The organism is Nocardioides pocheonensis (assembly GCF_003725535.1).
GTDB classification, from domain to species: Bacteria; Actinomycetota; Actinomycetes; order Propionibacteriales; family Nocardioidaceae; genus Marmoricola; species Marmoricola pocheonensis.
In genome coordinates this window covers 227,195-253,063 of the sequence record NZ_RJSF01000040.1, presented here as the reverse complement: position 1 = coordinate 253,063, position 25,869 = coordinate 227,195, and the positions used below count along the sequence as shown (strand labels likewise).

General features: G+C 71.4%; 29 protein-coding genes and 1 tRNA gene. 11 read left to right on the top strand and 19 right to left on the bottom strand.

Annotated features, from left to right (window positions below):
* The first annotated feature begins 93 nt into the window (after nt 1–93).
* Nucleotides 94–1,128 (top strand): NAD(P)-dependent oxidoreductase, encoded by a 1,035-nt coding sequence (locus tag EFL26_RS12100; protein ID WP_123223126.1) that lies wholly within the window; start codon nt 94–96, stop codon nt 1,126–1,128.
* The gene (gene vanA, locus EFL26_RS12095; protein ID WP_123223125.1) at nt 1,121–2,161 is read left to right on the top strand and encodes a D-alanine--(R)-lactate ligase; all 1,041 of its coding nucleotides are present in this window, start codon (nt 1,121–1,123) and stop codon (nt 2,159–2,161) included. Before EFL26_RS12100 ends, vanA begins: the two co-directional genes overlap by 8 nt.
* Nucleotides 2,162–2,184: 23 nt before the next feature.
* Here the strand turns inward: vanA and EFL26_RS12090 are convergent, their stop codons facing one another.
* Nucleotides 2,185–2,835, bottom strand: a complete 651-nt coding sequence (locus tag EFL26_RS12090) for a M15 family metallopeptidase (RefSeq protein ID WP_123223124.1) — start codon at nt 2,833–2,835, stop codon at nt 2,185–2,187.
* A gap of 89 nt (nt 2,836–2,924) precedes the next feature.
* Between EFL26_RS12090 and EFL26_RS12085 the strand changes: the two genes are divergently transcribed.
* Nucleotides 2,925–3,629: a response regulator transcription factor gene (locus EFL26_RS12085; RefSeq protein WP_123223123.1), complete on the top strand. Its 705-nt coding sequence runs from the start codon at nt 2,925–2,927 to the stop codon at nt 3,627–3,629.
* 10 nt (nt 3,630–3,639) lie between these two features.
* Nucleotides 3,640–4,734 (top strand): sensor histidine kinase, encoded by a 1,095-nt coding sequence (locus EFL26_RS12080; protein WP_281273732.1) that lies wholly within the window; start codon nt 3,640–3,642, stop codon nt 4,732–4,734.
* Between the two features lie 47 nt (nt 4,735–4,781).
* Here the strand turns inward: EFL26_RS12080 and EFL26_RS12075 are convergent, their stop codons facing one another.
* The 4 genes from EFL26_RS12075 to EFL26_RS12060 all read right to left on the bottom strand — a co-directional run bounded on the left by EFL26_RS12075 (nt 4,782) and on the right by EFL26_RS12060 (nt 8,705).
* A complete protein-coding gene (locus EFL26_RS12075) occupies nt 4,782–6,461 on the bottom strand; it encodes an alpha-amylase family protein (protein WP_123223122.1) in 1,680 nt (559 codons plus the stop codon).
* A gap of 23 nt (nt 6,462–6,484) precedes the next feature.
* Complete coding sequence (locus EFL26_RS12070) at nt 6,485–6,742, bottom strand: DUF6458 family protein (protein ID WP_123223121.1); 258 nt, start codon at nt 6,740–6,742, stop codon at nt 6,485–6,487.
* 90 nt (nt 6,743–6,832) lie between these two features.
* Entirely contained in the window at nt 6,833–7,363 is a 531-nt protein-coding gene (locus tag EFL26_RS12065) for a P-loop nucleotide/nucleoside kinase family protein (RefSeq protein ID WP_221176937.1), read from the bottom strand.
* Nucleotides 7,364–7,424: 61 nt separating this feature from the next.
* Nucleotides 7,425–8,705 carry an exonuclease/endonuclease/phosphatase family protein gene (locus EFL26_RS12060; protein ID WP_123223120.1) on the bottom strand — a complete coding sequence of 427 codons (1,281 nt, stop codon included), beginning with the start codon at nt 8,703–8,705 and terminating at the stop codon, nt 7,425–7,427.
* A gap of 349 nt (nt 8,706–9,054) precedes the next feature.
* Here EFL26_RS12060 and EFL26_RS12055 point away from each other — a divergent pair, with 349 nt between their 5' ends.
* Together EFL26_RS12055 and EFL26_RS12050 are read left to right on the top strand one after the other, a co-directional pair.
* The gene (locus EFL26_RS12055; RefSeq protein ID WP_123223119.1) at nt 9,055–10,347 is read left to right on the top strand and encodes a hypothetical protein; all 1,293 of its coding nucleotides are present in this window, start codon (nt 9,055–9,057) and stop codon (nt 10,345–10,347) included.
* 94 nt (nt 10,348–10,441) lie between these two features.
* On the top strand, nt 10,442–12,502 hold the full coding sequence (locus tag EFL26_RS12050) for a sensor histidine kinase (protein ID WP_123223118.1): 2,061 nt from the start codon (nt 10,442–10,444) through the stop codon (nt 12,500–12,502).
* 17 nt (nt 12,503–12,519) lie between these two features.
* On the opposite strand, the gene EFL26_RS12045 is transcribed toward EFL26_RS12050, so the two are convergent.
* Complete coding sequence (locus EFL26_RS12045) at nt 12,520–12,819, bottom strand: GroES family chaperonin (protein WP_123223117.1); 300 nt, start codon at nt 12,817–12,819, stop codon at nt 12,520–12,522.
* 70 nt (nt 12,820–12,889) lie between these two features.
* Complete coding sequence (locus EFL26_RS12040; protein ID WP_246000164.1) at nt 12,890–13,138, bottom strand: DUF3618 domain-containing protein; 249 nt, start codon at nt 13,136–13,138, stop codon at nt 12,890–12,892.
* Between the two features lie 129 nt (nt 13,139–13,267).
* On the opposite strand from EFL26_RS12040, the gene bcp reads away from it, so the two are divergent.
* Nucleotides 13,268–13,741 (top strand): thioredoxin-dependent thiol peroxidase, encoded by a 474-nt coding sequence (gene bcp / locus EFL26_RS12035; RefSeq protein ID WP_123223115.1) that lies wholly within the window; start codon nt 13,268–13,270, stop codon nt 13,739–13,741.
* 12 nt (nt 13,742–13,753) lie between these two features.
* Nucleotides 13,754–13,826, top strand: a tRNA-Leu gene (locus tag EFL26_RS12030).
* A 67-nt stretch (nt 13,827–13,893) separates the two neighbouring features.
* Here EFL26_RS12030 and EFL26_RS12025 read toward each other — a convergent pair.
* Both EFL26_RS12025 and rph read right to left on the bottom strand, forming a co-directional pair.
* Entirely contained in the window at nt 13,894–14,532 is a 639-nt protein-coding gene (locus tag EFL26_RS12025; RefSeq protein ID WP_281273731.1) for a non-canonical purine NTP pyrophosphatase, read from the bottom strand.
* Complete coding sequence (gene rph, locus EFL26_RS12020; RefSeq protein ID WP_123223114.1) at nt 14,525–15,247, bottom strand: ribonuclease PH; 723 nt, start codon at nt 15,245–15,247, stop codon at nt 14,525–14,527. Before rph ends, EFL26_RS12025 begins: the two co-directional genes overlap by 8 nt.
* Before the next feature lie 128 nt (nt 15,248–15,375).
* Between rph and EFL26_RS12015 the strand changes: the two genes are divergently transcribed.
* Complete coding sequence (locus tag EFL26_RS12015; protein ID WP_123223113.1) at nt 15,376–16,377, top strand: DUF5995 family protein; 1,002 nt, start codon at nt 15,376–15,378, stop codon at nt 16,375–16,377.
* 81 nt (nt 16,378–16,458) lie between these two features.
* Here the strand turns inward: EFL26_RS12015 and EFL26_RS12010 are convergent, their stop codons facing one another.
* A complete protein-coding gene (locus tag EFL26_RS12010; RefSeq protein WP_123223112.1) occupies nt 16,459–17,265 on the bottom strand; it encodes an ABC transporter permease in 807 nt (268 codons plus the stop codon).
* A complete protein-coding gene (locus EFL26_RS12005) occupies nt 17,262–18,170 on the bottom strand; it encodes an ABC transporter ATP-binding protein (RefSeq protein WP_123223111.1) in 909 nt (302 codons plus the stop codon). The genes EFL26_RS12010 and EFL26_RS12005 overlap by 4 nt, the downstream gene beginning before the upstream one ends.
* 129 nt (nt 18,171–18,299) lie before the next feature.
* Between EFL26_RS12005 and EFL26_RS12000 the strand changes: the two genes are divergently transcribed.
* Both EFL26_RS12000 and EFL26_RS11995 read left to right on the top strand, forming a co-directional pair.
* Nucleotides 18,300–19,466, top strand: a complete 1,167-nt coding sequence (locus tag EFL26_RS12000) for a sensor histidine kinase (RefSeq protein ID WP_123223110.1) — start codon at nt 18,300–18,302, stop codon at nt 19,464–19,466.
* Entirely contained in the window at nt 19,463–20,113 is a 651-nt protein-coding gene (locus EFL26_RS11995; RefSeq protein ID WP_123223781.1) for a response regulator, read from the top strand. The genes EFL26_RS12000 and EFL26_RS11995 overlap by 4 nt, the downstream gene beginning before the upstream one ends.
* 151 nt (nt 20,114–20,264) lie before the next feature.
* Here EFL26_RS11995 and EFL26_RS11990 read toward each other — a convergent pair whose 3' ends face one another.
* From EFL26_RS11990 to EFL26_RS11955, 8 genes are all read right to left on the bottom strand, one after another.
* Nucleotides 20,265–21,023 carry an MBL fold metallo-hydrolase gene (locus EFL26_RS11990; protein WP_123223109.1) on the bottom strand — a complete coding sequence of 253 codons (759 nt, stop codon included), beginning with the start codon at nt 21,021–21,023 and terminating at the stop codon, nt 20,265–20,267.
* Nucleotides 21,020–21,835 (bottom strand): glutamate racemase, encoded by an 816-nt coding sequence (gene murI, locus EFL26_RS11985; RefSeq protein WP_123223108.1) that lies wholly within the window; start codon nt 21,833–21,835, stop codon nt 21,020–21,022. Before murI ends, EFL26_RS11990 begins: the two co-directional genes overlap by 4 nt.
* Before the next feature lie 50 nt (nt 21,836–21,885).
* Nucleotides 21,886–23,139, bottom strand: coding sequence for an MFS transporter (locus EFL26_RS11980; protein ID WP_246000163.1), 1,254 nt, complete (start codon nt 23,137–23,139; stop codon nt 21,886–21,888).
* Between the two features lie 193 nt (nt 23,140–23,332).
* Nucleotides 23,333–23,740, bottom strand: coding sequence for a hypothetical protein (locus EFL26_RS11975; protein ID WP_123223106.1), 408 nt, complete (start codon nt 23,738–23,740; stop codon nt 23,333–23,335).
* Complete coding sequence (locus tag EFL26_RS11970; RefSeq protein WP_123223105.1) at nt 23,733–24,092, bottom strand: hypothetical protein; 360 nt, start codon at nt 24,090–24,092, stop codon at nt 23,733–23,735. Before EFL26_RS11970 ends, EFL26_RS11975 begins: the two co-directional genes overlap by 8 nt.
* A 1-nt stretch (nt 24,093) precedes the next feature.
* Nucleotides 24,094–25,041, bottom strand: coding sequence for a PLP-dependent cysteine synthase family protein (locus EFL26_RS11965; protein WP_123223104.1), 948 nt, complete (start codon nt 25,039–25,041; stop codon nt 24,094–24,096).
* A gap of 4 nt (nt 25,042–25,045) precedes the next feature.
* The gene (locus EFL26_RS11960) at nt 25,046–25,348 is read right to left on the bottom strand and encodes a MoaD family protein (protein WP_123223103.1); all 303 of its coding nucleotides are present in this window, start codon (nt 25,346–25,348) and stop codon (nt 25,046–25,048) included.
* A gap of 7 nt (nt 25,349–25,355) precedes the next feature.
* Nucleotides 25,356–25,799 (bottom strand): M67 family metallopeptidase, encoded by a 444-nt coding sequence (locus EFL26_RS11955; RefSeq protein ID WP_123223780.1) that lies wholly within the window; start codon nt 25,797–25,799, stop codon nt 25,356–25,358.
* Nucleotides 25,800–25,869 lie beyond the last annotated feature (70 nt).

The window sequence follows — 25,869 nt, the reverse complement described above, 5'->3', positions numbered from 1 at the left end:
CGGTGATACCTCTCGGACAAGGACCGGGACCTATCGCCGACATATCCAAAACCTCATACGCGAGGGCAACGCGACCTTCCGTTGACTGAGCTCATGCCCCTCACCGGACGAGCGTCGACCGCGCCGAAGGGTTCGCCGGCGGTCGACGCCTCGGTCGTCGGCTCCGGGCCGGGCGTCACGGCGTACGGGTGCAGCGAGCACGAGGAGCGCCTCTTCCGCGAGCTCGCGCCTCGCCTCGGCGTACGGTCCACCCTCACCCGATCACCTCTCACGGCGAAGAACCTGGCGCTCGCGGCCGGCAACCGGTGCGTCAGCGTGAGCCACCGCACCCCCGTCCGCGGCTCCGTGCTGTCCGCCCTGAGCCGGGTCGGCGTCGAGTACGTCTCCACGCGGAGCATCGGCTGCAACCACGTCGACCTCGCCGTCGCCGAGAGCGTCGGCATCACCGTCGGGACGGTCTCGTACTCGCCGGGCAGCGTGGCCGACTACACGCTGATGCTGATCCTGATGCTGGTGCGGGACGCGAGATCCGTCGTCAGCCGCTCGGCCGGTCATGACTACCGGCTCAACGACGTCCCCGGCAGGGAGCTGGGCGACCTCACGGTCGGCGTGATCGGCACCGGGCGGATCGGCTCGGCGGTCGTCAGCCGGCTGCGGGGCTTCGGGTGCCGGGTCCTCACCCACGACAGCCGCCCCACCAGGCACGGCCACCCGGTGCCGCTGGAGGAGCTCCTCGAGGGGAGCGACGTGGTCACCCTGCACGCACCGCTCGCCCCCGACACCCACCACCTCCTCGACCGTCGTCGCATCGCGCGGATGAAGCCCGGCGCGTGCGTGGTCAACACCGGGCGCGGCGCGCTCCTGGACACCCACGCGCTCGTCCGGGCTCTCGAGGACGGACACCTCGGCGGGGCCGCCCTGGACGTCCTCGAGCACGAGGACGAGATCTTCTACGAGGACCACCGCGGCACACGCATCGAGAACGAGGTGGTGCGGCGCCTCCAGGCCCACCCGAACGTGCTGCTGAGCCCGCACACGGCGTACTTCACCGACCGCGCCGTGCGCGACATGGTCACGAACTCGCTTCTCAGCTGTCTCGACTTCGAAAGCAGGAACCCACGTGGATAAGGTCCGCATCGCGATCGTCTTCGGCGGGCGCTCCGAGGAGCACCCGATCTCGGTCAAGTCCGCGCAACAGGTGGCGCAGCACCTCGACCCGGAGCGCTACGAGCCCTTCTGGATCGGCATCACGCGCGCCGGCGCCTGGCGCCTGTGCGGTGGTCCGAGTGCGGGCTGGGAGCAGAGCGCCGGTGCCTCCGTCGTGCTCTCGCCGGACACCACCGCTCCCGGGCTGCTGGTCCTGGAGAACGGACGGTGCCGGACCATCGAGGTGGACGTCGTCCTCCCGGTGCTGCACGGCAGGCTCGGGGAGGACGGCGCGATGCAGGGCCTGCTCGAGCTCTCGGGCCTTCCGTACGTCGGCTGCGACGTGCCGAGCTCGGCGCTGTGCATGGACAAGTCCCTGACCTACCTCGTCGTCCGCGCCGCCGGCATCGCCACGCCGCGCTTCTGGACGGTCGCCGCCGAGGAGGACCTCGACGCCGACGGGTTGCCCTACCCGGTGTTCGTGAAGCCGGCCCGCTCGGGCTCGTCCTTCGGGGTCAGCAAGGTGATCGCGAAGCAGGACCTTGCCGACGCGTTGCGCACCGCACGGGAGTACGACGACAAGGTGCTCGTCGAGGAGGCGGTCGTGGGCAGCGAGATCGGCTGCGCGGTGCTCGGCAACCGGAGCGACCTGACCACCGGCGAGCTCGACCGGATCGCCCTGACCCACGGGTTCTTCCAGATCCACCAGGAGAGCGAGCCGGAGAGCGGCTCGGACAACTCCGTCGCGGTCGTCCCGGCGGACATCCCACCGGACCACCGCGACCTCGTACGCCGCACCGCCGAGGCGGTCTACCGCGCCCTCGGGTGCACGGGGCTCGCCCGGGTCGACCTCTTCCTCACCCCGGACGGGACCGTGGTGCTCAACGAGGTGAACACGTTCCCCGGACTGACGTCCTACAGCAGGTATCCCCGGATGATGGCGGCCGCCGGGATGTCGTTCGGCGACATCATCGACCGGGTGGTGTCCCTGGCGCTGACCGGCCGGCGGGCCTGACCGTCACCGGATCCACCGACACGTCAGCGGTACATCCGCGGGTCGTGCGTCGGGTCGGCGTACGTCTCCGGGCACCCGTCGTGCACGGCGTCGGGCCGCAGCTCGAAGTGCCACGGCTCGTTCGCGTAGACCCGGCACAGCCCGTACCGCGCGCCGTGCTCGGCCAGCCACGCCGCCGCGTCGTGCCCCAGGTCCACCGCGTCGCCCGACACGTGGGCCGAGCGTGCCGGGGTCGCGACCCACCGGGCGGCCTCCTCGCGCGAGCCGTACTTCCGGATCGGCTCGTCGAGCAGATGCGTCTGGTACGCCGCGCTCCGCCACCCGCTGTTCACGTCGAGGGCGACGTGCTCCGCCGCGGCGTCCCGCCCCGCCCGGCGCAGGGCGGCGAGCAGCGCCGGGTCGAGCCTTGCGACCGCCGGGACCGCGTCGAACACGGTCGTGCCGTCCGGGACGAACCCGTCGCCGACGCCGATCCGGCCGTGCCGGGACGCCGTCGGACTCCCGAGGCGGTGCACCACCGGGGCTGCCGTGACGGCCGTGATGGTCTTGGCGGAGGGGATCACCGAACCGCCGCGGACGAGCCCGCCCAGCACGACGGCAGCGAGGACCACCAGCACGGCGACCGCCGAGCGGGCCCTGCGGGCGGTGGCACGGGACGGCGTGATCGAGCTCATGACCGCAGTCAACGGCGCCCCGCGTTGCCGGCACGTATCCGGCTTTCGATACGCCGGCGATAGGTTCCGGCTCGTAGCATCAGGGTCGTATGCGAGTGCTGATCGTCGAGGACGAACCCCTTCTGGCCGATGCCGTCCGCGATGGGTTGCGTCTCGAGGCGATCGCCGCGGACGTCGCCGGCGACGGTGACACCGCCCTGGAGCTGCTCAGCATCAACGCCTACGACATCGCCGTCCTCGACCGCGACATCCCGGGCCCCTCGGGCGACGAGGTCGCCCAGCGCATCGTCGCGTCGGGCAGCGGCATGCCGATCCTCATGCTCACCGCGGCCGACCGGCTCGACGACAAGGCCTCAGGGTTCGGGCTCGGCGCGGACGACTACCTGACCAAGCCGTTCGAGCTGCAGGAGCTGGTGCTGCGCCTCCGCGCCCTCGACCGCAGGCGCGCCCACAACCGGCCCCCGGTCCGCGAGATCGCCGGCCTCCGGGTCGACCCGTTCCGGCGCGAGGTCTTCCGTGACGGCCGGTACGTCGCCCTCACCCGCAAGCAGTTCGCGGTGCTCGAGGTGCTGGTGGCCGCCGAGGGCGGTGTGGTCAGTGCCGAGGAGCTCCTGCAGCGCGCGTGGGACGAGAACGCCGACCCGTTCACCAACGCCGTGCGCATCACCGTCTCCGCGCTGCGCAAGCGGTTGGGCGAGCCGTGGGTGATCGCGACGGTGCCGGGCGTCGGCTACCGGATCGACGCCCCGTCCCCCGACCCACGTCGCGAGGACGCGGATGCCGACCGTGCCTAGGCGCCCCGGGATGAGCGTCCGGCTCAAGCTCACCCTCAGCTACGCCGGCTTCCTCATGGTCGCCGGCGCCCTGATGCTCGCGGCGGCGTGGCTGACCGGCCAGGACCGCCAGTCGGTGCTGGTGCGGTACATCCCCGAGAGGGTGATCAGCATGTTCGGCGCGCTCGTGCCGGGGAACCATGCGTTCCTGCTCCGTGCCTTCGCTCCCGCGGCGGCGGTCGCCCAGGTCTGCCTGCTGGCCTTCGGCCTCGTCGGCGGGTGGTTCCTCGCCGGGCGCATGCTCGCGCCGCTCACCCGGATCACCGAGGCCACCCGCATCGCCGGGACCGGGTCGCTCTCGCACCGGATCGACCTGCCCGGGCGCCGCGACGAGTTCCGCGAGCTGGCGGACGCCTTCGACGCGATGCTCGCGCGTCTGGAGGCCCATGTCGCCGAGCAGCAGCGGTTCGCGGCCAACGCGTCGCACGAGCTGCGCACTCCCCTGGCCATCACCCAGGCGCTCCTCGAGGTCGCGCGCAAGGACCCCGACCGAGACGCCGGCGAGCTCGTGGACCGGCTCCACGCGGTGAACGTGCGGGCGATCGACCTGACCGAGGCACTGCTCCTGCTCAGCCGTACCGACCAGCGCTCCTTCGTGCCCGAGCAGGTCGACCTCTCCCTGATGGTGGAGGAGGCCACCGAGACGCTGCTGCCGCTCGCCGAGAAGCAGGGAGTCACCCTGGAGACGTCCTGCGAGGCGGCCCCGGCGGTCGGGTCACCCGCCCTGCTGCTGCAGCTGACCACGAACCTCGTGCACAACGCGATCATCCACAACCTGCGCGAGCACGGCAGGGTGTGGGTGACGACCCGCGTCCGGCCGACCGACGTCGTGCTCATGGTCGAGAACACCGGTGAGCGGCTCGACCCCGCGCTGGTCTCGACGCTGACCGAGCCGTTCCTGCGGGGCACCGAGCGGACCCGCACGGACCACGCCGGCGTCGGCCTCGGGCTGGCGATCGTCGAGCGGATCGCCGAGGCACACGACGGGACCCTCACGCTCGCGCCCCGCGAGGACGGGGGCCTCCGGGTGGCGGTGCGCCTCCCCCGCGCCCGCCCGGTCGGGTGACCCACGGCGTCCGCCAGTCACCGGTCAGCGCGTCCGGCAGCGTTCCCTCAGCGCAGGCGACGGCTGTCGCGCGACATCAACCGCAGCCAGCGGTAGCCGTACCCGTCGAGCGTGACCTCCGCCCTGCCGCGGTCGTCCAGAGAGACCGCGAAGTCGTCGTGGAGCAGGTCGACGAGCTGGTGCGAGCTGTCGCAGCCGTCGAGGGCGAGGGGGACGGTGCAGCCGGTGGGCGCCAGGTTGTGCAGCGCGACCAGCCGGCGGTCGTCGTGGGCGCACTCGTGGGCGAGCACCTGCCGGTGGGGCTGGTCGAGCACCTGGAACTCCGCCCAACCGAGCTCGGGTGACTCCCGGTAGCGCTTGGTCAGCAGCGACATGAAGGTCAGCAGCGAGTCCGGGTCCTTGCGCTGGTCGGCCACGTTGACGTGCTCGGGCCCGAAGGCGCCGTCGCTCATCGGCCGGCGCAGCCGGGACGGTCGCGCGCGCGAGAAGCCACCGTTGCGGTCGGAGGTCCACTGCATCGGCGTACGGACCGCGAGCCGGCCGGGTACGTCGAGGTTCTCACCCATGCCGATCTCCTCGCCGTAGAACAGCACCGGCGTGCCCGGCAGCGAGAAGAGCAGGCTGTAGACCATCCGCACCCGCCGCGGGTCGCCGTCGAGCATGGGTGGGAGCCGACGGCGCAGTCCGCGTCCGTAGAGCTGCATCTCGGGCTCGGGCCCGAACGCGGCGAAGACCTCGTCGCGCTCGGCGGGCTTGAGCTTGTCGAGGGTGAGCTCGTCGTGGTTGCGCACGAAGGTGGCCCACTGCGCCCCCTCGGTCACCTTCGGCCTGGTCCTGAGCGCGCGGGCGAGCGGCCGCGCGTCCTCCCGGGCGAGGGAGAGGTAGAGGTTCTGCATCCCGATGAAGTCGAACTGCATGGTGAGCTCGTCGCCGTCGCTGCCGCCGAAGAAGGTCTTCTGGTCCTTGTGCGGCAGGTTGCACTCGCCGAGGAGGATGCCGTCACCGGTGCGCCGGCCGACGAACTCGCGGAGCTCGCGCAGGTAGGCGTGCGGGTCGTGGAAGCGGGCCAGCTCCTGGGCGTCCACCCCGGTGGTCTCGATCACGAACGGGACCGCGTCGACCCGGAACCCGGAGATCCCCAGCTCCAGCCAGTAGCCCATCGCCTTGACGATCTCGTCGCGCACGAGCTCGTTGGTGATGTTGAGGTCCGGCTGGGTCCGGTAGAACCGGTGGAAGTACCACGCGCCGGCCTTGTCGTCGTACTGCCAGAGGCTGTCCTCCTTGTCGGGGAAGACGACGTCCTTGGAGGTGTCGGGCGGCTTGTCGTCACGCCAGACGTAGAAGTCCCGGTACGCCGAGCCGCGCGACCGGGCCGAGCGGAACCACGGGTGCCGGTCCGAGGTGTGGTTGACGACGAGGTCGACGATCACCCGCATGCCGCGGTCGCGCGCGGTCCGGACGAACTCGACGAAGTCGCCCGCGCTGCCCAGGCGCGGGTCGACGCCGTAGTAGTCGGTGATGTCGTAGCCGTCGTCCCGGTCGGCCGTGGGGTAGAACGGCATCAGCCACAGGCACGTCACCCCGAGCTCGTGCAGGTAGTCGAGCCGCTCGGTCAGGCCGACGAAGTCGCCCATGCCGTCGTCGTTCCAGTCCATGAAGGTCTGGACGTCGAGGCAGTAGACGACCGCGGTCTTCCACCAGAGGTCGCTCGTGTCGGTGATGCGCATCGGGTGGCGCGGCTACCGGCGCATCAGAGCGGGGGATCCTCGACGTGACGCTCCTCGACGACCCGCCGGGTCCGCACGGGCCGGTCGTCGACCACCGTGGTGGCCGTCCGGCGCGTGTGCATCTGCTCGATCACGAGCGGAAGCACGATCGCGAGGATGCCGCCCAGCACGAGGATCCAGCCGAGCGCCTGCCCGTCCACCGCAGAGGTGTCGGCGTTGATCACGTCGAAGGCGAAGATCAGCCCCACGACGATGAGCAGAATGCCCAGTCCGATGGTCATCGAGTCTCCCTACCTGGTGCCGCGCTCGGACTCGGGGAGTCCGGCCTGGTCGCCTTGCTGTGCCCACTCGGGGCCCCGTCAAACCTCGACTCAGCGCCGCTCAGCGGCCGCGCGGACCGCGCGGGCGAGGGCCGGGACGTCGACCTCGGCGCCCGTGTCCACCTCGATCAGCGGTCCGAGCCCGAGCGGATCGACCTCGACGCCCCAGAGCTCGTCCTCGCTGCGGAGGTCGTCGAGGTGCCGCGAGTCGCGGACGCGGCCGGCGAACCGGGCCTGCGCCACGGCCCGCTCGATCCGGCACCGGACCTCGACGATCGGGCCGGGCAGGCGGCGGGCGAGCGGCGCGGCGTACGGGTACCAGGTGCTGTCGACGACCGCGCCGCGACAGCCCTCGGCCACCCGGAGCACGGCCGCCACCGCGGCGGCGCCGAGACGACGCGACTCGGCAACGGTGGCCGGCGCCCCGAGACGGTCCATGAGGGCTTCCTTGACCTCGTCCTTCGAGAGGTACGACGTGCCGAGCTCCCGCGCCAGGGCCCGGGACAGCGTGGTCTTGCCCGACGCGGGCCAGCCCCCGACGAGCACGAACAGCGCGTCGCCCGCACCCGATTCCGGCACCACCCGCTCACCGTAGCCCGCGCGACCGGCCCGCCGGTCGCGCCGCCCGCGGGCGGGCTCGGGGCTACTTGAAGGGCACCGTCAGGTCGGCGTACACCAGGTTGTGGTCCGACGGGGTGAGGCCGTTCCACGACCAGTTCGCGACGTTCACGTAGGCGTTGCTGCCCCGGAAGCCCTTCAGCATGATGTAGTCCGCGCGCGCCGCGACACCCGACTGGAGGGGCGTCTGGGCCGGTGCGGTCCTGCCGTTGCCGCCGTTGAACGTCGGGTAGGCGATGTAGTTCTTCGACAGCGCGGCCATCGCGTCGTAGTAGCCGCCCCGGACCAGCGTCGGCGGTGCCTCCACGTAGCCCGGCACATCGCTCCACGGCTCGCGCAGGTAGTGCAGGTCGCCGGCGATGATGGCCGGCTCGCCCCACGGGTCGACGCTGTTGACGCCGGACATCATGTTCTGCGCCTCGATCCCCGCCTCGCGCTTGCGGTCCATGATGCCCTTCGAGGCGTCCTCGGTGACGTGCGCCGAGACCACGAAGACCCCACGGCTGCTCGCCGAGGCGTTCACCCGCTGCAGCCGGACCCAGGGCGTGGCCAGCGGCGTACCCGGCGTCTTGGCGTCGTAGACGCCGAAGGTGCCGTACGACCCGGGCTGCGGCGCCTGGAAGACCGACCTGCGGTAGAGGATCTGCTCCGGCGAGCCCCGGTAGGGCACGGCCGCCCAGTCCGAGCCGAGCGCGGCCACGATCGCCTGCGCCGCGAGCTCCGTGGACTCCTGGAGGGTGACCACGTCGAGCCCGTGGCTGCTGATGTTGGCGGCGACCGCCTGCACGCGGTCCGCGGGGTGGTCGGTCGCCATCATGACGTTGTAGGTGCCGAGCCGCATCGCGTCACCCGAGCCGGGGTCCGGTGCGGCCGGGAACACCGGCACCCAGCCGGTCGAGTGCCGCACCCTGCCCTTCGCGTTGCGGGCGTCGAGCTGGCCGAAGACCGGGTTCGCGTAGGCGACACCGAGCATGTGGTCCCCCGACTGCGGGACCGTGGGCACGGCGAACGTCGAGCTGCGCGCGCTCCTGGGCAGCCAGCGGGACACGTAGGTGCGCTTGGCCGGCCACTTCCCGAAGGGTGCGGCGGACCACGCCACGCGGTAGCGCTTGGCGCCGCGCACCGTGCCCCAGCTGAACTCCGCGCCGCCGGGGACGCCGTGGCCGGACAGGACCGGTCGCCCGAACCGGTGGCCGGCCGGGCTCTCCCGGACCAGGGTGCCGGCGTCGGCGGCGACCTGCAGGCCGCCGAGGACGAGCAGGGTGGACGCACTGGTGATGGCCAGGCGGCGTACGGAGCGCAACATCGGATCGTCCCTCGCGATTCGGTGATGTGACCCTCAGCATACGTCCTATATGTCCGTTTTCCTACCTCTTGCCGAAGTCGGGGCGCGAAGGCATGAGGCCCCGGGGGTCACCTCGACCCCGGCGCGCCAGGACCGGAACAGTGCCGGGACGCCGTCGTGAACGCACGTGGATTGGTCCAGATTGTGCCCAAAATCAACCTTTTGGGACGACTTGGACTAGACCGATTCGGTTGATTCGGCTTTATCCCATAACTACCCGGATTGTCGTGACGTTCTCTAGGTGCGAGCCACTCCGGACGACCTCCGGAGAGCCCCCAGACCGATCTCGGACGACCCGAAGGCATCCACGATGACCACGCAGACCCGTTTCCTCACCGGCAGCCTCGCCTCGCTCGCCATCGCCTCGGCGGTGACGCTCGCCGCGCCCTCGGCGTACGCCGCCGACGCGCCGGCCCGGCCCTGCGGCCAGCCGGCCGTGCCCGCGGTGTACGTGACCGTGACCAGCGACCCGGAGGTCCGGATCATCCCCGCGATCACCCATGACGAGTGGCGCTGGGAGCGGCAGGTGCCCGTGCTCGCGCACGAGTACGTGAAGGTGCTGCACGCGGCGTACACCGAGACCGACTGGAGCCGCGACGTCGCCGGGACCACGGAGTACCGGTGGACGCGGACGGTGATCGACCGGGCAGCCGTGCCTGCCGTCCCCGGCACGCCGGAGGTCGGCCACTGGGAGACCGTGGTGGTCACCCCGGCCGTGACCCGGACGCTGGTGGAGTACCAGCAGCAGCAGACCGGCGCGCTCCGCTGGGAGCCGGAGGGCTGGAACGGCGAGAAGGGCGACGACGACAAGGGGCAGGGCTGGGTCCGCACCGGCCGCACCACCGAGGAGGTCGTGACCCCGGCGGTCACCGACCAGCACTGGGTCGTCGACCAGGCCGCCACCGACGGCACTCCGGCGGTCACCGAGCTCTCGCACGTGGAGTACACCTGGGCCGCGGCGTCGCCGGGTACCGGATGGACGGCGACCGGCGACTCGCACACCGTCGGCGGCGGCACCGAGACCACCACGACCACCGACGACGCGCAGCCGTCCGGTGCCGGCTGGACCGTCGTGGCGACCCGGTCGTTCCCCGCGGTCGTCGACACGCAGTGGGCCCTCGAGGCTCCGGACGGCTACACCGACACCGGCAACGTCCAGGTCGACCACCTCACCACCGAGGAGACCGACGGCACCGCGGCGACGCCGCCGGCCGGCGACGGGTGGTCACAGGTCCCCGACTCCCTCGTGGTCGTCGTCGACCAGCCCGCGACCACGGAGCTCGTCGGCAGCGGCTCGACCGAGGAAGTGCTGGTGAGCCCGGCGCTCGACGCCACTCCCCCGTGCCCGCAGGCCGCACCCGCAGACGGTGGCTCGAGCAGCGCGGACGCGCCGCAGATCCAGGTCGCGGCCGCCGTCTCCGGCGCGCACTCCGGCACCGCACACCACGCCGCGCACGCGAGCACGTCTGCCTCCGCGGCGAGCGCGACGGTGCTGCCCGAGACCGGGAACCCGGTCTCACCGTGGCTGCTGACCACCGGCCTGGGTGCCCTGCTCACCGGTGGCGTGCTGGTCCGCGCAGGCCGTCGGCGCCACGCCCGCTGAGCTGTCTCGGGGGCGTGCGTCTCCGACGTCCGCTGTCGGGTCCGCGCGTCCGGCACTACTCTGGCTCCGGGGAAAGCGTTTGTTTGGGGGGCCGATGAACCGGAAGGCGGTGCTGCGCCTCGGCGGCACACTCCTGCTGGTCCTCCTCTTCGGCACGACCTCGACGGCCACCGCCCCCGACTCGGTGCACTTCGGGGGGATGTGGCCCGCCGGCCTCGCCTCGGGCGCCCTGCTGATCACCCCGCGGATGCTCGCGCCGTACGTCGCCGGGCTGATCGCCGTCCTGGCATCGATCTCCTTCGCCGTCGGCGGCTACCCGGTCGACGTCGCGCTCGGCTACGGGGTCGGAGCGGCGGTGGAGTCCGTGCTGGTCCAGCAGGTGCTCACCGCGGGCTGGACGCGGCGGGCCCACCTGCGCAGCAACAGCGACTTCGGCCGGTTCGTGCTGGCCTGCTCGGCGGGTGCCGCGGCCGGTGCCGTGGTGTTCACCGTGGTCTCGGAAATCACGTCGTTCGGGACTCCCTGGAAGGTCGGGCTCGCCACGCTGCTCACCCACGCCGCGGCCCAGGTGGTGCTGCTCGGCCTGTTCAAGGAGCGCAGCCACCATGCCGGTGAGTACGCCGGGTTCGAACGCTGGGCCGCCTGGCTGAACACCGTCGTGATCACGACGATCGCGTTCGTCCCGACCGGGATGCCCAGCATCGCGTTCCTGGTCGTCCCCGGTCTCGGCTGGATCGCGCTGCGGGCACCCATGCGCGAGGCGATGTTCCAGCTGGTCGTCGTCGCCGTCATCTCGAGCACGCTCACCAGCGCCGGTCACGGACCGTTCGCCGACCCGATCCTCAACCGCAACCTGGACCCCGAGTTCCGGCTGCTGCCGCTCCAGGCGTTCCTGATCGCGTGCGCGATGATGACGATCCCGTTCTCGATGGCCGTGGGCGCCCAGCGCCAGAGCCGGACCGAGGTGCTGGTCGAGCGAGCCCGGAGCGAGCGGCTGGTCCAGAGCGCGCGCGGCATCGCCATCATCGGCACCGACGTCCTCGGCCGGATCGACCTCTTCAGCCCGGGAGCCGAGCTGATCCTGGGCTACCGCCCCGAGGAGGTCTTCGGCCACTCGACGCGGCTGTTCCACACCCAGGCGGAGATCGCCCGCCAGGCCGCGGAGCTCGGCTGCCCGCCGACGTACCTCGAGGTCGTGCGCGCGACGGTGAGCCTCCCCCCGGGCTCGGCCCGCGACTGGGAGTTCATCCGCAAGGACGGCAGCGCCCGGTGGCTGTCGACGATCCTGAGCCCGATCACCGACGAGAACGGCGCGCTCACCGGGTACGTCGCCACCGCGGACGACATCACCGACCGCCTCGAGACCCAGTCCGCGCTCGAGGCCGCGCTGATGAGCGAGCGCGAGGCGGTCGAGCGGCTGATGGAGATCGACCAGGTCAAGGACCGCTTCGTGTCCTCGGTGAGCCACGAGCTGCGTACGCCGATCACGAACATCGTCGGCTACCTCGAGCTGCTCATGGACGGCGTGTACGGCGCGCCGAACCAGGAGCAGACCCGGGCGATGTCGCGCATCGACCTGAACAGCCGCCGGCTCCTGACCCTGATCGACGACCTGCTCACGCTCTCGAGCATGGAGAGCCTGAACCAGCCGCGCGAGCTGGCCCCGGTCGACCTCGTGGCGGTGCTGCGGAGGGCCGAGGAGATCGTCACGCCCAGCCTGATGCGCCGCGACCTCCGCCTGGACGTCGCGGTGCCCGCGCAGCCGGTCGTGATCCCGGGCGACAGCGGCCAGCTCGAGCGGCTGGTGATCAACCTGGCCACCAACGCGGTGAAGTTCACGCTCGACGGAGGGCGGGTCACGCTCCGACTGATCGCGCCGCACGACGGCGCCGGCCCGGTCATCGAGGTCGAGGACACCGGCATCGGCATCCCGGAGGCGGACCAGGAGATGCTGTTCAACCGCTTCTACCGGGCGACCCAGGCGCGCGAGGCTGCGGTCCCGGGCAGCGGCCTCGGACTGTCCATCGCGAAGTCGATCGCCGAGCTCCACGGCGGTCAGATCAGCGCGACCTCCGTCTACGGCAAGGGATCCACCTTCCGGGTGGAGTTCCCGCCCGCGACCGTCTCGGTGCCGGCGCAGTCCGATCCCCGGTGACCGGGGTGGTGACCGGGTCAGAGGTACAGCCCGGTCGGGCTGTCACCGAGGCGGTCGGCCGCGACGGCGTGGATGTCACGCTCGCGGATCACGACGTACAGCTCGCCGCTGACCTCGACCTCGGCCTTGTCCTCGGGGTCGAACAGGACCCGGTCGTCCGGCTGCACCGAGCGGACCAGCGAGCCGACGGCGACCACGCGGCACCAGGCCAGCCGCTTGCCGCCGAGCGCCGCCGTCGCGGGGATCAGGATCCCGCCGCTGGACTTCCGTTCGCCCGGTTCGCGGTCGAGCGCGACCAGGACCCGGTCGTGGAGCATCCTGATCGGAGTCTTCTCGCCCCCTGCGCCCGGGGCCGAGGCCGTGCCGCGCCTGCTCACGACGCGTGCGTCACTTCACGATCTTGCGGATCAGCCCGAAGACCACGACCACGGCCACCACGCCGCCGACGACCTTGACGATGTTGTCGGTCCGCGGGCTGCCGTCCGCGGCGACGAAGTAGCCCTTGACCTGGTTGACCTCGCGCCGCGCGATCGTCTTCGGGCTCGTCCGGTAGACGAGCTGGTCGATCGTCGAGGCCAGCCGCTCTCGCGTCACCTCGATGTCGCCCTCGATCGAGCTCAGGTTCCTGTCACCCACGCGCACTCCTCGTCTCGGCCTGCTCCGAGGGAACGTTACCGTGTCGGCCATGAGCGAGCGGAGCGAGCGAATCATTCAAGACAGTCCCCCTTGTGCCTCATGCGCGCCCGGAGCGAAGCGAGGACGTGCATGAGCAACCGACTCGAGCCCGGCGACCCCGCCCCCGACTTCTCCCTGCCCACCGACGACGGCGGCACCGTCTCGTTGAAGGACCTCCGCGGACGCAAGGTGATCGTGTACTTCTACCCCGCCGCGATGACGCCCGGGTGCACCAAGCAGGCCTGCGACTTCACCGACTCGCTCTCCTCGCTGGAGGCGGCCGGCTACACCGTGGTCGGGATCTCGCCCGACAAGCCGGAGAAGCTCGCGAAGTTCCGTGAGCGCGACGGGCTGACGATCACGCTGGCCTCGGACGCGGACCGCTCGGTGCTCTCGGCGTACGGCGCGTTCGGCGAGAAGAAGCTCTACGGCAAGGTCGTGGAGGGCGTGATCCGCTCGACCTTCGTGATCGACGAGGACGGCCGGATCGAGCTCGCCCAGTACAACGTCAAGGCGACCGGCCACGTGGCGAAGCTGCGCAAGGACCTCGGTCTCGCCGCCTAGACTCGGCCGGGCGCGCCCGTAGCCCAACGGCAGAGGCAACGGCTTTAGGTGCCGTCCAGTGTGAGTTCGAATCTCACCGGGCGCACGTCGACCGGTTAGTCCGGCACGTTCGGCACCCCTTGCGGGGCCGACTCGCGTCCGAACGTGCCGGACTAACCGCCCAGGACCTCCACCACGATCGGCGCGACGTGGCGCAGCGCCTTGCCGCGGTGCGAGATCGCGTCCTTGTCCTCCCGGGGCAGCTCGGCGGTCGTGACCCCGGGGCGGTCGTCGGCCTCGAAGACGACGTCGTAGCCGAAGCCGCCCTCGCCGCGACGCTCCCGGATCACCCGACCGCGCATCGCGCCCTCCACGACGTGCTCGACGTCGATGCCGTCGGCACCGCGGTGCACGAAGGCGACCGCGCAGCGGAACTCCGCGCCCCTGCGCTCGTCGGGTACGTCGGCCAGCTGGTCGAGCAGCAGGAGGTTGTTCCGGTCGTCCGAGCGCGGCTGCCCGGACCAGCGTGCCGACAGCACCCCGGGCATGCCGTTGAGCGCGTCGACGCAGAGCCCGCTGTCGTCGGCCAGGGTCGGCAGACCGGTCGCCCGATGTCCCGCCCACGCCTTGACCAGGGCGTTGCCCTCGAAGTCGGGCTGGTCCTCCACCGGCTCGGCGTACTCCACGACGTCGTCGAGCCCCAGGACGGTGATACCGGGCAGCGCCTCGGACAGGATCCGTTGCATCTCGTCGAGCTTCTTCGCGTTGCGCGACGCCAGGAAGACCGTCGGCGTCCCCGGGTGCTCAGTCACCGAGCAGGGCCTCCTGCTGGAGCCGGGTCAGGTCCGCACAACCCTTCTCGGCGAGGGACAGCAGCGCGTCGAGCTCGGCACGGTCGAAGGCCGCACCCTCGGCGGTGCCTTGGACCTCGACGAACGTGCCGGCGCCGGTCATCACGACGTTCATGTCGGTCTCGGCGCGCACGTCCTCCTCGTAGGGCAGGTCGAGACGCGGTACGCCGTCGACGATGCCGACCGAGACCGCCGCCACCGAGTGCACGAGCGGATCACCCGCGAGTGCGCCCTTCTCACGCAGGGTCGCCACCGCGTCGGCCAGCGCGACGTACGCACCGGTGATCGCGGCGGTGCGAGTGCCGCCGTCGGCCTGGAGCACGTCGCAGTCGAGCACGATGGTGTTCTCGCCGAGGGCCTTGTAGTCGATCGCCGCGCGCAGGGACCGGCCGATCAGCCGCGAGATCTCGTGGGTGCGCCCACCGATGCGGCCCTTGACCGACTCGCGGTCGGAGCGGGTGTTCGTCGCCGAGGGCAGCATCGCGTACTCCGCGGTGACCCAGCCCAGGCCGGAGTCGCGGCGCCAGCGCGGGACGCCGACCGACGCCGACGCGGCGCACAGCACCTTGGTGCGGCCGAACTCGACCAGCACGGAACCGGCCGGGTGGTCCTGCCAGTGGCGGGTGAACTTGATGGGTCGGAGCTCGTCGTCGGCCCGGCCGTCAGCGCGTGTCATGACGGTGAGCCTAGACACTGCCCAACCTGACTGGACCAGTAGGCACCCTGAAGTAGACCAGTGCAGACAAGGCTTACCTCACCGGTCCAAGATGACCTACGTCGAACGCTGCCTGGGGAGGGAGCCAGATGTTCGTACAGTCCTTTGCACATCGTGCCCGGACGGTCGCCGGAGTCGTCTCCGCCATCGTCGTCGCGTCACTCCTGACGGTCGGGGCCACCAGCACGCCGGCGCACGCCGACCTGCTGCCCTACGTGCCGTGGTCGTCGTACCTGGCCGGCTGGACCGACCAGTACGTCCCGACCAGCGACAACGACTGCGTCGCCGGCCGGTCGACCTGTCTCAAGGCGACGCTCAAGGAGGAGAGCCGGATCGCCGACGACACCGCGAAGAGCTGCAGCCACAACGCGGTGTTCGCGCGTGCTTACGTCCGGATGACGCAGCTGTACGGGTTCACGCGTGACATCCCCGGCTACTACCAGGACGTGCCGTACTTCAACCACGTCGACGCGGTCTTCGCGAGGTACTACACCGACGCCTACTACAACTGGACCAGCGGCAACCGCGCCGCCGTCCCGCAGGCCTGGCTGACCGCGTTCGACGCGGCGAAGAACAAGAAGGTCAGCGGCTCGGGCGACCTCCTGCTCGGCATGAACGCGCACATCAACCGTGACCTGCCCTACGTGATGGCGGCCTCCGGGCTCGTGGCCCCCGACGGTACGTCGCGCAAGGCCGACTACGACGTCGTGGAGAGGTGGCTCTACGACGCCACCGCGCCGCTGATCGCCGAGTTCGCACAGCGGTTCGACCCGACGATGGACGACAGCCAGGACCCGTTCGGACTGGCCAACTGGACGCTGTTCCAGATGGTCTCGGACTGGCGGGAGAACGCCTGGCGCAACGCCGAGGCGCTGGTGTCGGCGCCGACCGACGCGGCGCGCGCGCTCGTGTCCGCCAACATCGAGGCCGACGCGAACACGATCGCGCAGAGCATCCTCAACAGCGAGTCGTACGTGCCGTTGCTGTCCTCGACCGTGCCGCGTGACAACTACTGCGCCCTCCACAACGGGGACGCTCCGCCGATGCGCTACGACTTCGGCTACGCGACGCCCTGGGGCTACAGCTACTGAGCTCACCACCCGCGCGGACGGGTGGCACCGAGACTGCCCGGCACCACCCGTCCGTAGCCTGCGCCGTCGTAGGTGGACCCGTCACTTCACCTCGGCGCGCAGCACGCGGCGCAGGCCGACGGCGAGCGGGACGACCAGCCAGATCAGACCCCCGACCGCCAGGTGCGCCCAGTCCTTGCCGGTCATGCTGGCGTCGGCCAACGGCGCCTGCGCGAAGTTGAAGTCGAACCACGGGCGGGCGTCGTGGAACCAGCCGATCGTCTGGGCGCCCCACTCGAACAGACCCGGCAGCACGAACGAGTACACGAAGTAGAGGACGATCGCCGCGGCGGTGTTGATCAGCACCATGCCGAAGGTGAACCCGGTCAGCAGCCCGAGGAGCTGCAGGAGGAAGAAGCCGAGCACCTCGGTCACCGGCACTCCCCAGACGGGGGCGCCGCCGTTGACGGCCGCGAACAGCAGGTTGCCCAGCAGCCCGAGGAGCAGGCCGAGCACGACCGCGCCGGTGGCGAGCAGAACCGAGCAGGCCAGCTTGGCCATGATCGTGCGCGAGCGGTGCGGCTCGAGGGTGAAGGTCACCAGGGCCGTGCGCTGCCCCCACTCGCTGGTCACCGACATGATCCCGAGCACTGGCAGGAGGATTCCCATCGGGATGCTCATCGAGGTCAGGAAGGAGTGGAAGGTCAGGTGCAGGTCCTGCGCCGCACCGACCCAGATCTGGATCAGCAGCACCAGGGCGGTGATCGCGCCGATGGCGATCAGCAGCCAGAGGCCCGCCCGGGTGTCCCACATCTTGCGGAGCTCGACCCGGACCAGCCGCGACATCGGGGTGCGCGGGGTCTGCGAGATGTCCAGCGTGTCGTCGGGCGCGAAGGTCGTGGCGGTCATGACAGGGCTCCCTGGTTGATGTCTTCACGGGCGTCGTCGGCGGTCAGCTGCAGGAACAGCTCCTCGAGGCCGGCGCCCTCGGCCGGCCGCAGCTCGGCGAGGACGACCCCGGCAGCTGCGGCGGCGCGGCCCACCTCGACCGGCTCGGACTCGGTGCGCAGGCCGTCGCCGGAGGCGGCCGCGGTGATGCCGGCCTCGGCGAGCGCGGCGGCCAGCTTCTGCGGGTGCTCGGCGCGGACGAAGGTGCCCTGCGTCTGCAGGAGCTCGGCCTTCGTGCCCTGGGCGACGATCCGACCGCGGCCGATCAGGACCATGTCGTCGGCGATCATCTCGACCTCGTGGAGCAGGTGCGAGGAGAGCAGCACGGTGCCTCCACGCTCGGCGTACGACCGGAGCAGTCCGCGCATCCAGTGGATGCCCGCGGGGTCGAGGCCGTTGGCCGGCTCGTCGAGGATGAGGACGGACGGGTCGGCCATGAACGCGCTCGCGATGCCGAGGCGCTGCCGCATCCCGAGGGAGTAGTTGCGCACCCGCCGCTTCGACTCGGTCTCGGTGAGCCCGACCAGCTCGAGCATCTCGTCGACCCGTGAGTCCGGCAGCCCCATGGTCAGGGCCGTCACGGCGAGCACCTCGCGGCCGGTGCGACCCGCGTGCTGGGCGGAGGCGTCCAGGAGCACACCCACGTGGCGGCCGGGGTTGGGGATGTCGACGTACTTGTGGCCGCCGATGGTCGCGGAGCCACGGTCGGGATGCGTGAGCCCGACCATGATCCGCATGCTGGTCGACTTGCCGGCACCGTTGGGCCCGAGAAAGCCGGTGACCCGGCCGGGTTGCGCGGTGAAGGACACGTCGTCGACGGCGGTGAACCCACCGTAGGACTTCGTCACACCTTCGAGTTTGATCATGGGTCGATCCTCCCGGAGGGGCACCGGTGCGCACATCGGCCGCCGGGATCGAACCGCCCAGACCAAAGTAGGGGCCGCGCAGACCGTGGTCACTGGCTCCCGGGGTCGCCGGGTCCCTAGCCTTGGGTCGTGCTCGAGCCCGACCCGGAGACCTACAACCCTCCCCTGACCCGCTGGGACCACGTCTGGCGGTACGCGCTCGCACTCGCGATCTCCGGTCTCGTGTGGGCCGACGTCGGCATCCACGAGTGGCAGAGCGGCTCGCCCTGGTTCTGGATCGACCTCGCCGGTGGGGTGGTGTCGTTCGGGATCACGCACTTCCGGCGGCGCTGGCCGTTCGGCACCGCGCTGGTGCTGACCCTGTTCGGGCTGTTCTCGCTGTCGTCGGCCGGCCCGGGCGTGCTGGCGGTGGTGTCGCTGTTCACCCGGCGCAACCTCCGGCAGATCGTCCCGATCGCGCTGCTCAACATCGTGTGCTCGCAGATCTACACGAGCTACCAGCCGGCCGGCTCCAAGGACCCGGCGTGGGTCACCTTCACCTTCACCGTCGTCGTCACGGTCGCGATCGTGGCCTTCGGCATGTACGTCGGCTCGCGGCGCGAGCTGATCTGGACGCTGCGCGAGCGTGCCCGCCAGGCAGAGGCCGAGCAAGAGCTACGCGTCGGGCAGGCGCAGTCCGCGGAGCGCGAGCGGATCGCCCGCGAGATGCACGACGTGCTCGCGCACCGGATCTCCCTGGTCACGATGCACGCCGGCGCGCTCGCCTACCGCACCGACCTGCCGCCCGAGCAGGTGCGGGAGACCGCCCAGCTGATCCAGGCGAAGGCACACGAGGCGATGACCGACCTCCGGCAGGTGCTCGGGATGCTGCGCGGCGAGGACGGCGTACCGGACCGGCCGCAGCCGACCCTCGACGACCTCGACACGCTGATGGACGAGGCCCGCACCAGCGGCATGGTCGTCGAGTACGCCGAGCGCCTGCCGTCCGGCGGCCGACCCGCCGAGCAGGTGGGCCGCACGATCTACCGGATCGTGCAGGAGGCCCTCACCAACGCCCGCAAGCACGCCGCCGGCACGCACGTGTCGGTCTCCGTCGCCGGCGACGCCGACCGCGGCATCACCGTCGTGGTCGGCAACGCGAAGCCGGTCGGCCGGATCAGCCGTGGTCGGGCGCCCGGCTCCGGTCTGGGCCTGGTCGGCCTGCGCGAGCGGGCGGCACTCACCGGCGGCACCCTGACCGTCGACGAGAGCGACCGGGCGTTCACGCTGCGAGGATGGCTCCCGTGGGCGACCTGATCCGGATCCTCGTCGTCGACGACGACCCGCTCGTGCGCAGCGGTCTCGCGCTGATCCTCGGCGGCGGCGAGCAGCTCGAGGTGGTCGGTCAGGCCGCCAACGGGCGCGACGGCCTCGCGGCGGTCGCCAGGCACCGGCCCGACGTCGTGCTCATGGACATCCGGATGCCCGTGATGGACGGCATCGAGGCCACCGCCGCGATGTCGGCCCTGCCCGACCCACCGAAGGTGATCGTGCTGACCACCTTCGACGCCGACGACTACGTCATGCGGGCGCTGGCCGCCGGTGCCAGCGGCTTCCTGCTGAAGGACACGGCGCCCGAGGACATCGTCGCGGCGGTGCACAGAGTCGCCGAGGGCGATCCGATGCTCTCCCCCAGCGTGACCACCACGCTGATCCAGCAGGTCACCGCGCACCGCTCGCCCGAACGGAACCGGACCGCGCTCACCCGCATCGGGCGGCTCACCGAGCGCGAGCGCGACGTGGCCCTCGCCGTCGGCCGCGGGCTGAGCAACGCCGAGATCGCCCAGCAGCTCTACCTCAGCGTCCCGACGGTCAAGGCGCACATCGGCCGGTTGTTCGCCAAGCTCGAGGTCGACAACCGGGTCCAGATCGCGTTGTGCGTGCACGACGCGGGGTTGGGCTGATCAAGGACGCGTCAGCGGCCTTGATCAGGTTTCGGCAGGCTCGACCACCGCGATCAGGTCTCGGCCCGCCGTCGCGGCTTCGCAGGCTCAGCCGCGGGCTCGCTCGACCTCTTCGCGTCGCGACCCTGCTCGTGCCTCGCAGGGTCGCGGCTCAGACCTCGTAGGTCTTGCCGGGCTCGGCGAGCTCGAGCGGACCGTCGTACGACGTGGCCGCCTCGGCGAGGATCACCTGGGCGTCGTGCCACGGCGGGATGTGGGTGAGCACCAGGCTGCGGACCGACGCCTCCGTGGCCATCTGACCGGCCTGGAGACCGGTCAGGTGGAGGTCCGGCGGGTTGTCGCCGCCCTCGACGAAGGACGCCTCGCACAGGAAGAGGTCGGCTGCCCGCGCCACGTCGACGAGGCTGGGGCACACCCCCGTGTCGCCGGAGTAGGTCAGGGTGCGGCCGTCCGCCTCGATCCGCATCGCGTACGCCGGCACGGGGTGGGCCACCTCCGGCGCGGTGATCGTGAACGGCCCGATGGTGAACGAGCCGGCCGGGTAGTAGTGGAAGGTGAACTCCTCGGTCATGCCCGGGGACTTCGGCAGGTCGTAGGCGCGGGCCAGCCGGCCCGGCGTGCCGTCGGGACCGTAGACCGGGATTGGCGGTCGGGCGCCGGTCGGGTGGTACTTGCGCAGCACGTAGTAGCTGGTCAGGTCGATGCAGTGGTCGGCGTGCAGGTGCGAGAGCAGCACGGCGTCGATCGTGAGCGGGTCGGCGTACCGGTGCAGCGCGCCGAGCGCGCCGTTGCCGAGGTCGAGCACGATCCGCCAGGTCCGGTCGTCGTGCTCGGCCTCCACGAGGTAGCAGCTCGCCGGCGAGTCGGGGCCCGGGTAGGAGCCGGAGCAGCCGACCACGGTCAGCCTCATGGGGCCATCACCCACCCGCCGCCCGCGAACTGCGCGACGCTCTGCAGCTCGGGCCCGAGGAAGCGCTGGCCGATCCGGCCGAACTCCTCCGGCTGGCCCGTGGTGAGGAAACGGTGCACGGGCACGACCTCCGCGTCCTGCTGGAGCTCGCGCTGGGTGAGCACCCGGTAGACGTCCTTCGCGCACTCCTCGGCGCTGCTGACCAGCGTGACGTCGTCACCCATGACGTAGGAGATCACCCCGGTGAGCAGCGGGTAGTGGGTGCAGCCGAGCACGAGCGTGTCGACGCCCGCGGCCGCGAGCGGGTCGAGGTACTCGTGGGCTGCGGCCAGCAGCTCGTCCCCGCCGGTCACTCCGCGCTCGACGAACTCCACGAACCTCGGGCAGGCCCGGGTCGTCAGCGTGATCTGCGGGGCCGCGGCGAAGGCGTCGTCGTAGGCCTGCGACTCGGCGGTGGCGCGGGTGCAGATCACCCCGATGTGGCCGTTGCGGGTGGCGGCGACCGCACGCCGCGTGGCCGGCAGGATCACCTCGACGACCGGTACGTCGTACCGCTCGCGCGCGTCGCGCAGCACGGCGGCGCTCGCTGAGTTGCACGCGATGACCAGCATCTTCACGCCCTGGTCGACCAGGTGGTCGAGGCACTCCAGTGCGTACTCGCGGACCTCGCCGATCGGCTTCTGGCCGTAGGGCTGCCGGGCGGTGTCACCGAGGTAGAGGACCGACTCGTGCGGCAGCTGGTCGATCACGGCCCGGGCCACGGTGAGCCCACCGAAGCCGGAGTCGAAGATGCCGATCGGTGCGTCCGTCACGGGGCAAGGCTAGTTGTCCGGAGCCGCCGACGGTGGGATCGCGACCGAGATCACGTCGAGGCGACGACCTCGACCTCGGCCGGCGTTGCGTCGGCGGACACGTCCGCGCGGCGCTGCACGCGCAGCGCGAGCAGGAACACGAGCAGACCGGCGAGCGCGAGCCCGGCCCCGACCAGGCTCGGGGCGCGGTACCCGTGGCCCTGCTCGATCACCAGGGCGCCGAGCCAGGCGCCCAGCCCGTTGGCGATGTTCAGCGAGGAGTGGTTGAGCGAGGCGCCGAGCATCTCCGCGTCGCCGGCGACGTGCATGAGCCGCAGCTGCAGGTTGATGGCGAGCACGGACCCGAGCAGGCCGACGAGGAGCACGAGCACCCACAGCGCCACCGGTACGCCGGCGAGCAGCCAGACCGCGACGAGCACCGCGATCCCGGCGACGAAGCCACCGACGATCGAGCGCTCCACGTCCCAGTCGGCCAGGCGCCCCGCGAGCCACGAGCCGGCCACCGAGCCGATCCCGAAGGCGAGCAGGAACCACGGGATCGCCCCGCGGCCGAGGTCGGCCTCCCGGGTGACCAGCGGCGCGACGTAGCTGTACATCGCGAAGATGCCGCCGAAGCCGACCATGCCCGCGGTGACCGCGAACAGCACCTGCGGGCGCTTGAGCGCGCGCAGCTCCGCCGTCACGGTGGCGTCCCGGTTGCCACGGGTGTGCGGCACGGCTGCGAGCAGGAGCCCAGCGGTGACGATCACGATCGCGACGACGGCCCAGTACGCGCTGCGCCAGCCCAGCTGCTGGCCGAGCCAGGTGCTGGCCGGCACGCCCACCACGGTGGCGACGGACAGCCCGAGCATCACGCCGCTCACGGCCCGACCCTTGCGGTCGGCGCTGACCAGGGACGCGGCGATCAGCGAGGCGACCCCGAAGTAGGCGCCGTGCGGCAGCCCCGCGAGGAAGCGCGCGGCCATCACCGGCCAGTACCCGTGTGCCATCGCGGTCGCGGCGTTGCCCAGACCGAGGGCGAGCACGAGACCGACCGCGAGCTCGCGACGCGGCAACCGGGCACCGAGTGCGACGATCACCGGGGCGCCGACCACCACACCGAGCGCGTACGCCGTGATGACGTGGCCGGTCCGCGGGATCGACTGGCCGATGCCGTGGGCGATCTCCGGCAGCAGGCCCATCGTGACGAACTCGGTCGTGCCGATCGCGAAGCCGCCGAGCGCGAGGGCCGTGATCGCCAGCGCTACGTGCCGGGTCGACGCGTCGTACCCCTGCGTCTCACGCTCGTCCCCGGCATCGCTCACGTGAGGACAAGCAGACCGGTCCGTCCGGCATTCCCCCGGGAGCCGGCCGATCGCCGGCAGCGCCGGCCGGGCGCTCCGGCGTGTGACTGATCGCACATCACGGGACCCGGTAACCGATCCGAGGTTTCGGCAGGCTCAACCACCGGGTCGGGTGGTTGAGCCTGACCGCCGGGTGGTTGAGCCTGCCGAAACCTCAGCGCGAACCGCGCAGGATCCACCAGAGGCCGACGAGCGGCAGCACGAGCGGCACGCAGCCGTAGCCGATCCCGAAGTCCGACCAGACGCTGGCCTCGGGGAACTTGCTGGTCCACAGCAGGCTGCCGAAGCCGACGGCGAGCACACCGACGAGCTCGAAGCAGACCGCGAGCAGGGCCACCCGGCGACGGTTGGTCGCCAGCGCCCACGTGGCCACGACGTAGACCACGGCGGCCAGCACCGAGAGGCCGTAGGGGACGGGGGCGTCGGAGAACTTCGCGAGCAGCTCGAACGACGCGCGACCGCTGGCGGCGAAGGCGAGCACGCCGTACACGAACACCAGCACGCGGCCGAACCCGCGACCGGTCTCGTGGGCGTACCCCTCGACGGGCGCGGGCTCAGACATGGGTCGCCCAGATGTCGTGGAGCCGGAGGAAGAGCACGGGGATCACCAGGACCGCGACGAGCAGCACCGCGGTGCCGTTGCGGCTGCGCTCGGCCCAGGCCCAGCCGGTGGCGAGCGGCAGGATGAAGAGCGCACCGACCAGGTAGGCGACGTAGGTGGCCACGCTGACGCCTTCGTGGTCGCCGAAGACCCGCCTCAGCCCGAGCACCAGCACGCCGACCAGGCCGAGCTCGAGCAGGCCGAGCAGCACGTAGGTGACGCGACCGGGCCGCAGGTCGCGCACGATCAGCACCGCGAGCTGGAGAACGACGACGCCGCAGAGGATCGACAGGCCGATCTGGAGGGGTCCCATCTCAGGCCCAGAGCTGGCCCTCGAGGCGGTCCTCGGCCTCGTCGATGGTGCCCTCGTAGGCCCCGGTGGAGAGGTACTTCCAGCCGCCGTCGGCGACGATGAACACGATGTCCGCCCGCTCCCCCGCCTTGACCGACTTGGCCGCCTGGGCGAGCGCGGCGTGCAGGATCGCGCCGGTCGAGATGCCGGCGAAGATCCCCTCGTTCTCGAGCAGCTCACGGACGCGGCGTACGGCGTCACGCGGGCCGACCGAGAACCGCGCGTCGATCAGCGTCTCGTCGTACAGCTCCGGGACGAAGCCCTCGTCGAGGTTGCGCAGGCCGTAGACCAGCTCGCCGTACCGCGGCTCGGCGGCGACGATCCGCACGTGCGGGGCGTGCTCGCGGAACCAGCGCCCGGCCCCCATCAGCGTGCCCGTGGTGCCGAGGCCGGCCACGAAGTGCGTGACCGAGGGCAGGTCGGCGTGGATCTCCGGCGCGGTGCCCTCGTAGTGGGCGAGCGCGTTGGCCGGGTTGCCGTACTGGTAGAGCATCACCCAGTCGGGGTGCTCGGTCGCGATCTGCTTGGCGACGCGCACGGCTTCGTTCGAGCCGCCCGCCGCCGGGCTGGAGACGATCTCGGCGCCCCACATGCGCAGCAGCAGCCGGCGCTCCTCCGAGGTGTTCTCCGGCATCACGCACACGAGGCGGTAGCCGCGCAGCTTGGCGGCCATCGCCAGCGAGATGCCGGTGTTGCCGGAGGTCGGCTCGAGGATCGTGCAGCCGGGACGCAGGGTGCCGTCCTTCTCCGCCTCCTCGATCATCCGGAGCGCGGCGCGGTCCTTGATCGAGCCGGTCGGGTTCTGGTCCTCGAGCTTGGCCCACAGCCGGACGTCGGCCGACGGCGAGAGCCGCGGCAGCCCGACCAGCGGGGTGCCGCCGACGGTGTCGATCAGGCTGTCGAAGAGCATGCCGTCAGCGCGCGATCGCGGACGATCCGCCGGCCACGGCGGGCAGGACGACGACCTGGTCGCCGTCGCTCAGGGTGGTCTCCAGGCCGCCGGTGAAGCGGACGTCCTCGTCGTTGACGTAGACGTTCACGAACCGGCGCAGGTCGCCCTGGCCGTCCTTGTCCTCGATCAGGCGCTCCTTGAGGCCGGGGTGGTTGGCCTCCAGGTCGTCGATGAGCGCGGCGAGGGTCGCCCCGTTCGCGTCGACGGCCTTCTCGCCTCCGGTGTACGTGCGCAGGATCGTGGGGATCCGGACCTCGATGGCCATGGTGCTCCTAAGCGCTTGCGATCTGATGCGGCTCGTCGGTGATCTCGACCGGCTCCTCGGTGACCTCGCCGTCGACGATCCTGTAGGACCTGAACTCCACCGGTCCCTCACTATTCCCGTGCTCACGTGTGGAGACGAGCACGTAGTGGGCGCCGGGCTCGTTGGCCAGTCCGATGTCGGTGCGGCTCGGGTAGGCCTCGGTCGCGGTGTGCGAGTGGTAGATCACCACCGGCTCCTCGTCGTTGGCCCACATCTGCTTGTAGAGCGCGAGCAGCTCGGTGGAGTCGAACTCGTAGAACGTCGGCGAACCCGCGGCGTTGACCATCGGCACGTGCCGGCTGGGGACGTCCGAGCCCTCGGCGCCCGCGACGATGCCGCACGCCTCGTCGGGGTGGTCCCGCTTGGCGTGCGCGACGATCGCGTCGTACAGCGTCCGGTCGAGTCTCAGCACGTGGACAAGGGTAGAGGCTGCGGCACCGTCGACCTGCGTCGGGACCAGCCCCCGGACGTCGAGCGGGTCG